This window comes from Streptomyces durbertensis, assembly GCF_014156695.1.
In the GTDB taxonomy this organism is placed as follows: domain Bacteria; phylum Actinomycetota; class Actinomycetes; order Streptomycetales; family Streptomycetaceae; genus Streptomyces; species Streptomyces durbertensis.
Genome location: NZ_WMLF01000290.1, coordinates 1 through 6873 on the forward strand (window position 1 = coordinate 1; position 6873 = coordinate 6873).

Consider the following 6873-nt stretch of genomic DNA (forward strand, 5'->3'; position numbering starts at 1 on the left):
GGGCGGGGGCGGGGCGGCGTGCGGTGTCGCTGATGCGCAGCAGTACCGCGATCAGCGCCCAGTTCGCGATCACGGACGAACCGCCCTGCGCGAGGAACGGCATCGTCATACCGGTCAGCGGGATGAGACCGGTCACACCGCCGGCGACGACGAACACCTGGATCGCGAACGCGCCGGTGAGGCCGACCGCCAGCAGCTTGCCGAACGGGTCGCGGGCGGCCAGGGCCGTGCGCATGCCGCGCTCGATGAGCAGCGCGTACAGCAGCAGGATGGCCATCATGCCGGCCAGGCCCAGCTCCTCGCCGATGGTGGCGAGGATGTAGTCGCTCTTCGCGGCGATGCCGCCGATGAGGCGGGAGAAGCCCTGGCCCAGTCCGGAGCCCATGAGGCCGCCGGAGCCGAAGGTGAACATGGCCTGCGCGGTCTCGGTGACGCCGTCGTTGGAGGCGCGTGCCAGCGGGTCGAGCCAGTTGTTGACACGCGAGGCGACGTGGCTGTTGAACGAGGCCACGAAGACCGCGCCGCCGGCGGAGAGCAGCAGACCGAAGATGATCCAGCTGGTCCGCTCGGTGGCGACGTAGAGCATCACCACGAACATGCCGAAGAACAGCAGCGAGGTGCCCAGGTCGGTCTCGAAGATGAGGATCAGCAGGCTGAGGCCCCAGATCGCCAGGATCGGGCCGAGGTCGCGGCCGCGCGGCAGGTACAGGCCCATGAAGCGGCGGCTGGCCAGCGCCAGCGCGTCCCGCTTGACCATCAGGTAGCCGGCGAAGAACACGGCGATGATGATCTTCGCGAACTCACCGGGCTGCAGGGAGCCGACCCCCGGGATGGTGATCCAGATCCGGGCACCGAAGCGGGCCGGGAAGAACATGGGGAGGATCAGCAGCACCAGCGCGACGACCATCGAGATGTAGGTGTAGCGCTGCAGGATGCGGTGGTCCTTCAGGAAGACCAGTACGCCGATGGCCAGGGCGACACCGAGCGCCGACCACATCAGCTGCCCCGGCGCCGCGTTGGCGGGCGACAGGCCCGGCTCGTGGTCGAGGCGCCAGATCAGGACCAGGCCGAGGCCGTTGAGCAGGGTGGCTATCGGCAGCATCAGCGGGTCGGCGTACGGGGCGAACTTGCGCAGCACCAGGTGCGCGATGCCGGCGATCAGGCCGATGCCCAGGCCGTAGCCGAGCATGCCGCTGGGCAGCTCGTCGCTCTTCGCGAGGCCGACGTTGGCGTAGGCGAACACCGGGATGATCACGGCGAAGACGAGCAGCGCGAGTTCCGTGTTGCGCCGGTTGGGCGTGCCGCCGGAGGCGATCGTCGTGGTGTTGCCGAGGTTGAGGCTCATATGCGGTTCGTCCCCCTACGGCGTCCGGCAGTCTTTGGCGAGCTGCTGCTGCCGCTCGGTCAGCCGCGGGCCGGGGCTGGGCTTGTCGTCGGAGCGGCTTTCGGCGTCGGGCTTCTCCTGGCCGTCGACGCTGGAGCCGAGCTCCTGCTGGTTCTCGCCGTCGGGCGCCGGGCTCTGCGAGGCGCCGGGCGAGGGCGAGGCGCCGGGGGTGGGCGAGGCGCCGGGCGTCTCGCCGGCGGCGGGCGCCTGCTCGGAGGTGCGCTCGTCGGCGACGATGCGGCACACCTCGGCCTGTTCGCGCAGCTGCGCGATCTTCTCGTCGGCCTGGGCGCGGCTGTTCATGGAGACGGTCTCGCGGATCTGGTTCCGCTGGTACACCGGCAGGTACTTGAGTTCGATGTCGGTGCGCTCGGCGACGCTGCTCAGCTCGAACCAGGCGAGTTTCTGGCTGATGCCCTGGTAGAGCGCGACGCGTTCGCCGTCGGCGCCGACGAAGTACTGGGTCTTCGTCCAGCGCAGCCCGGCGTAGCCGCCGGCGCCGAGGAGCGCGAGCACGAACAGGATGATCAGCGTGCGCTTGAGCCACCTGCGGCGTCTGCGCGGCGGGTCCTGGTAGCCGGTGGGCTCGCCGAACGCGCCGCCGGGGGGCGCCGCCGCGGCGGGGTACGCCTGGTGCTCCGGCGGGCCGAAGCCCTCGGGGGCGGGCGGCTGCTGCTGCGGCACGGTCCGGCCGCGCCGCAGTTCGGCCGCGCGGGCCGCCGGGGTGCCGGGGTCGCCGTCGGACTGCTGCTTGGTCTCGGCCACCGCGCCCACCACGACCGGGGTGTCGTTGAGCTGGGCGGCGGCCAGCGTGTCGTCGCTGTCGACGTCGAGGACGTCGGCGACGATCACGGTGATGTTGTCGGGGCCGCCGCCGCGCAGCGCGAGCTGGATCAGCTCCTCGACGGTCTCGTGCGGGCCGTGGTAGCTGGCCAGCGTCTCCTCGAGCGTCTGGTGGCTGACGACTCCGGACAGGCCGTCGGAGCAGATCAGGTACCGGTCGCCGGCGCGCACCTCGCGCACCGAGAGATCGGGTTCGACGTGGTCGCCGCTGCCCAGCGCGCGCATCAGCAGGGAGCGCTGCGGGTGGGTGGTGGCCTCCTCCTCGGTGATGCGGCCCTCGTCGACGAGCCGCTGCACCCAGGTGTGGTCCTGGGTGATCTGGGTGAGGACGCCGTCGCGGAGCAGGTAGGCGCGGGAGTCGCCGACGTGGACGAGGCCGAGGCGCTGGCCGGTCCACAGCAGGGCGGTGAGCGTGGTGCCCATGCCCTCCAGCTGCGGGTCCTCCTCGACCATGACGCGCAACTGCTCGTTGGCGCGCTGCACGGCGGAGGCGAGCGAGGTGAGGATGTCGGAGCCCGGCACGTCCTCGTCGAGTTCGACGATGGTCGAGATCACCTCCGAACTGGCGACCTCACCGGCGGCCTGGCCGCCCATGCCGTCGGCGACCGCGAGCAGTCTGGGGCCGGCGTAGCCGGAGTCCTCGTTGTGCTCGCGGATCATGCCGTCGTGTGATCCGGCGGCGAATCGCAGTGCCAGGCTCATGCGCACCTCGCCCGTCGGCTCCGGGTACATCCGCACGGTGCCCACCCTCCGGTCGTCATGTTCGGTCTACTTCCGCAGCTCGATGACCGTCTTGCCGATACGAATCGGCGCTCCGGGCGGAATCGGCGTCGGTGTGGTGAGTCGGGTCCGGTCGAGGTAGGTGCCGTTCGTGGACCCGAGGTCCTCGACGATCCACTGGCCGTCGCGGTCCGGGTAGATCCTGGCATGCCTGCTCGACGCGTAGTCGTCGTCGAGGACGATCGTGGAGTCGTGGGCCCGGCCGAGGGTGATCGTCTGGCCCTGGAGGGCGACCGTGGTGCCGGTCAGCGACCCCTCGGAGACGACCAGCTTCGTGGGCGCGCCGCGCCGGGTGCGGCCGCCCCGGCCGCCGCCACCTCCGCCGCGCCCGGAGGCCGCGGCTGCCTGCTGCGGCTGCTGCTGCTGGCGCGGCGCGGGCCGCTCGGGTCCGCGCCGGCCGGCGCGCTGGGTCACCCTGGTGCCGAACAGGTCACTTCGGATGACCTGCACGGCCACGATGACGAACAGCCACAGTACGGCGAGAAAACCCAGCCGCATGACCGTCAGGGTCAGCTCTGACATTGCCCCCGCTTCACCCTTCGGCTTGCCGGTAAATGATCGTGGTGTTGCCCACGACGATGCGTGAGCCGTCGCGGAGCGTAGCGTGTGTCGCCCGCTGTCCGTCTACCACGATGCCGTTGGTGGAGCCCAAGTCCTGCACGGTGGACGGGTTTCCGGTCCGGATCTCGCAGTGGCGGCGGGACACCCCGGGGTCGTCGATCCGCACGTCGGCCTCGGTGCTGCGGCCCAGTACGAGGGTGGGCCGGGAGATCTGGTGCCGCTGTCCGTTGATCTCCACCCAGCGCCGCGTCTGCGCGGCGGGCGCGCCGGGCGGTGGTGTGCCCGGCATGCGCGGGGCGTTCGGCGGCAGCGGCGGTGCGCCGGGCGCCTGCGCGCCGCCCTGGGACCCGCCCTGCGTGCCGCCGAGCGACTGCCAGCCTCCGCCGCCCCCCGCCTGGGGGGCCTGCGAGACGCTGGCCGCCTGCGTGCGGCTGCGCACCCGGTACAGCCCGGTGTCGAGGTCCTCGGCCTTCTCCAGGTGGACCTTCACCGAGCCCATGAAGGTGTAGCGCTGCTGCTTGGCGTACTCCCGGACCATGCCGGCCAGCTCGTCGCCCAGCTGCCCGGCGTACGGGCTCAGCCGCTCGTAGTCGGGGGTGCTGAGCTCGACGATGAAGTCGTTCGGTACGACCGTGCGGTCGCGGTTCCAGATGGTGGCGTTGTTGTCACACTCGCGCTGTAGGGCACCGGCGATCTCCACCGGCTGCACCTCGGACTTGAACACCTTGGCGAAGGTGCCGTTGACGAGACCTTCGAGACGCTGCTCGAAGCGCTTGAGTACTCCCACGGTGCACCTCCTTCCCAGCTGCCCTGCGCTCTAGTGCGCCGTGGCTCCAGCCCGCGGGCTGGCACGGCGACGGGACCGAACTGCTGTACTGCCTGTTGAACTGCTTACTGATCGTATCCACGCCAGACGAAAACCACTGGTTCCGCTTCGTGACGCGATGCGCGGGTGTCACCCCTCACACGGATCGTAGAGGGCCCGCCCACCAGTGTCCCCCACTGTGGACGTAACGGACACGGCCGAGCTCAGGCCCGTGCGGGCCCGCGGGAAGGGATGTGAGACCACCCCCGGCAGCGTGCTAGTCTTCTGGATGTCGGCAGGCGCCGAGACAACCGGAAGGCGAACTTCCGGAAGGCCGGAGCCCATCGACGACACCCATGCGCGGGTGGCGGAATAGGCAGACGCGCTGGATTCAGGTTCCAGTGCCCGAAAGGGCGTGGGGGTTCAACTCCCCCCTCGCGCACAGAAGAAGGACCCCTGCTGACGCAGGGGTCCTTCTGTTTTCCCGCCCCGCCTGTGGCGAACGTCATGGCCGCGCGGCCCTTTGGCAGGAACGGCCGACCGGACCGATCGGGCGCGGACCTGGCGGGAGCGCCTGTTGGTGGCGGAGGTGGCGGACTACCGTAGGGGTGATCGCCGACGAGTGCTGCGGAGGACCGGTGGGCAACGGTAACGGCGGGGGTGCGTCCGAGCACCTGCCGCGGCTGCAGCTGGACCAGCTGCTGGAGGAGCTGCAGGCGCGCATCGACGCCGTGCGCGGCGCGCGCGACCGGGTGCACAGCCTGCTGGAGGCCGTGCTCGCGATCGGCAGCGAGCTGGACCTGCCGCATGTGCTGCGCCGCATCGTGGAGGCGGCGACGGTCCTCGTCGACGCCGAGTACGGGGCGCTGGGCGTGATCGGCGACGACGGCAAGCTGGCGCAGTTCATCCCCGTCGGTCTCACCGAGGAGCAGATCGAGGCCATCGGGCCGCTGCCCACGGGGCACGGGCTGCTCGGCGAGTTGATCAAGCACCCGGAGCCGCTGCGGCTGCCGGCGCTGGCGGACCACCCCTCGTCCAGCGGCTTCCCGCCGCACCACCCGCCGATGCGGACGTTCCTCGGGGCTCCGATCCGGATCCGCGGCGAGGTCTTCGGCAACCTGTACCTGACGGAGAAGCGGCACGGCCAGGAGTTCGACAGCGAGGACGAGACGGTCCTGGAGACGCTCGCGGTCGCGGCGGGCGTGGCGGTGGAGAACGCCCGGCTCTACCAGCAGGCCCGGGCACGCGAGCAGTGGCTGGCGGCCAACGCGGAGATCACCTCCACGCTGCTGTCGGGGACGTCCGAGGGGGACGTGCTGCGGCTGATCGTGGACCACGCGCGGCGCATCCTCGGCGCCGACCTCGGGCTGCTGGCGGTGCCGGTGCCCGACGGGTCGGGGGCGCTGCGGACCTCGCTCGCGGTCGGCAAGGACGCCGAGCGCCACCACGGGTTGCTGGTGCCGCGCGAGGGTTCGTTCGTCGGCGCGGCGGCGGTGGCGGGGGAGCCGTTGACCAGCCCCGACATCTCCAGCGATCCGCGGATCACGGCGGGGCCGCCGCGTTGGGAGGGTCTGGGCCCGGCCGTGGCGGTGCCGATGCGCACCCGGGAGGGTGTGCGCGGTGTGCTGCTGCTGGCCCGCGCGGACAAGCTGTCGCCGTTCACCGACGCCGAGACCGCGCCGCTGCTCTCCTACGCCGGGCAGGCGGCGCTGGCCATGGAGCTGGCGGACCGGCGGCGTGACGCCGAGCAGATCACCCTGCTGGAAGACCGCGACCGCATCGCCCGGGACCTGCACGATCTGGCCATCCAGCGGCTGTTCGCGACCGGGATCTCGTTGCAGAGCGCGGTGCGCTTTGTGGAGCATCCGCAGGCCCAGGAGCGGCTGTTGCGGGCGGTGGACGACCTGGACGAGACGACGCGCATCATCCGGACGACGATCTTCGGCTTGCGCAGCAGGGACAGCTCCGCTCTCGGCAACGGGTTGCGGGTGCGTATCGCGAAGGAGGTGGAGAAGTCGGTGCAGGCGCTCGGCTTCACGCCGTCGCTGCGCGCCGAGGGGCTGATCGACACGGACGTGCCGCCGGCGATCGGCGACGACGTGGTCGCGGTGCTCGCGGAGGCGCTGACGAACGTGGCCCGGCATGCCCGCGCGGGGCGGGCGGAGGTCGCGCTGGAGGTGGGCGGCGGCCGGGTGCGGCTGACCGTGCTCGACGACGGTGAGGGGCTGCCCGAGGGGGACGGCCGCCGCAGCGGTCTGCGGAACCTGGAGGAGCGCGCGCGCAGGCGGGGCGGCGAGTTCACCGCCGAGCGGCCGGAGGGCGGCGGCACACGCCTGGTGTGGTCGGTGCCGCTGAGCCCGCCGGGCCCGAGCGAGGAGTGACAGGGCTCGGCGGTGCGGTGACGCGTCGTGTGGTGAGGAAGCTCGGCGTGTGGTGAGGGGGCTCGGCGTTGTGGTGAGGGGGCTCGGCGTTGTGGTGAGGGGGCTCGGCGTTGTGGTGA

5 protein-coding genes and 1 tRNA gene are annotated in these 6873 nt (G+C 71.6%); 2 read left to right on the plus strand and 4 right to left on the minus strand.

Going from position 1 to position 6873, the window contains the following annotated elements; all coding sequences use genetic code 11:
* The 4 genes from GL263_RS18210 to GL263_RS18225 form a co-directional block, all read right to left on the minus strand.
* Nucleotides 1-1345, minus strand: a 1345-nt coding sequence (locus GL263_RS18210; protein ID WP_182856786.1) for an FtsW/RodA/SpoVE family cell cycle protein, incomplete at its 3' end; no start/stop codon positions are given.
* A gap of 15 nt (nt 1346-1360) precedes the next feature.
* On the minus strand, nt 1361-2959 hold the full coding sequence (locus tag GL263_RS18215) for a Stp1/IreP family PP2C-type Ser/Thr phosphatase (protein WP_228456615.1): 1599 nt from the start codon (nt 2957-2959) through the stop codon (nt 1361-1363).
* A gap of 36 nt (nt 2960-2995) precedes the next feature.
* The gene (locus tag GL263_RS18220; protein ID WP_182856787.1) at nt 2996-3529 is read right to left on the minus strand and encodes an FHA domain-containing protein FhaB/FipA; all 534 of its coding nucleotides are present in this window, start codon (nt 3527-3529) and stop codon (nt 2996-2998) included.
* 10 nt (nt 3530-3539) lie between these two features.
* Complete coding sequence (locus tag GL263_RS18225; RefSeq protein WP_182856788.1) at nt 3540-4355, minus strand: FHA domain-containing protein; 816 nt, start codon at nt 4353-4355, stop codon at nt 3540-3542.
* Nucleotides 4356-4731: 376 nt separating this feature from the next.
* Between GL263_RS18225 and GL263_RS18230 the strand changes: the two genes are divergently transcribed.
* Nucleotides 4732-4815 (plus strand) — tRNA-Leu (locus GL263_RS18230).
* Nucleotides 4816-5011: 196 nt separating this feature from the next.
* Nucleotides 5012-6754 (plus strand): sensor histidine kinase, encoded by a 1743-nt coding sequence (locus GL263_RS18235; RefSeq protein ID WP_182856789.1) that lies wholly within the window; start codon nt 5012-5014, stop codon nt 6752-6754.
* Nucleotides 6755-6873: the final 119 nt, after the last annotated feature.

Bases quoted from the DNA above. Each gene is read 5' to 3' on its own strand.
- GL263_RS18215 (WP_228456615.1), bottom strand. From the start codon at position 2,959: ATGTACCCGGAGCCGACGGGCGAGGTGCGCATGAGCCTGGCACTGCGA.
- GL263_RS18220 (WP_182856787.1), bottom strand. From the start codon at position 3,529: ATGTCAGAGCTGACCCTGACGGTCATGCGGCTGGGTTTTCTCGCCGTA.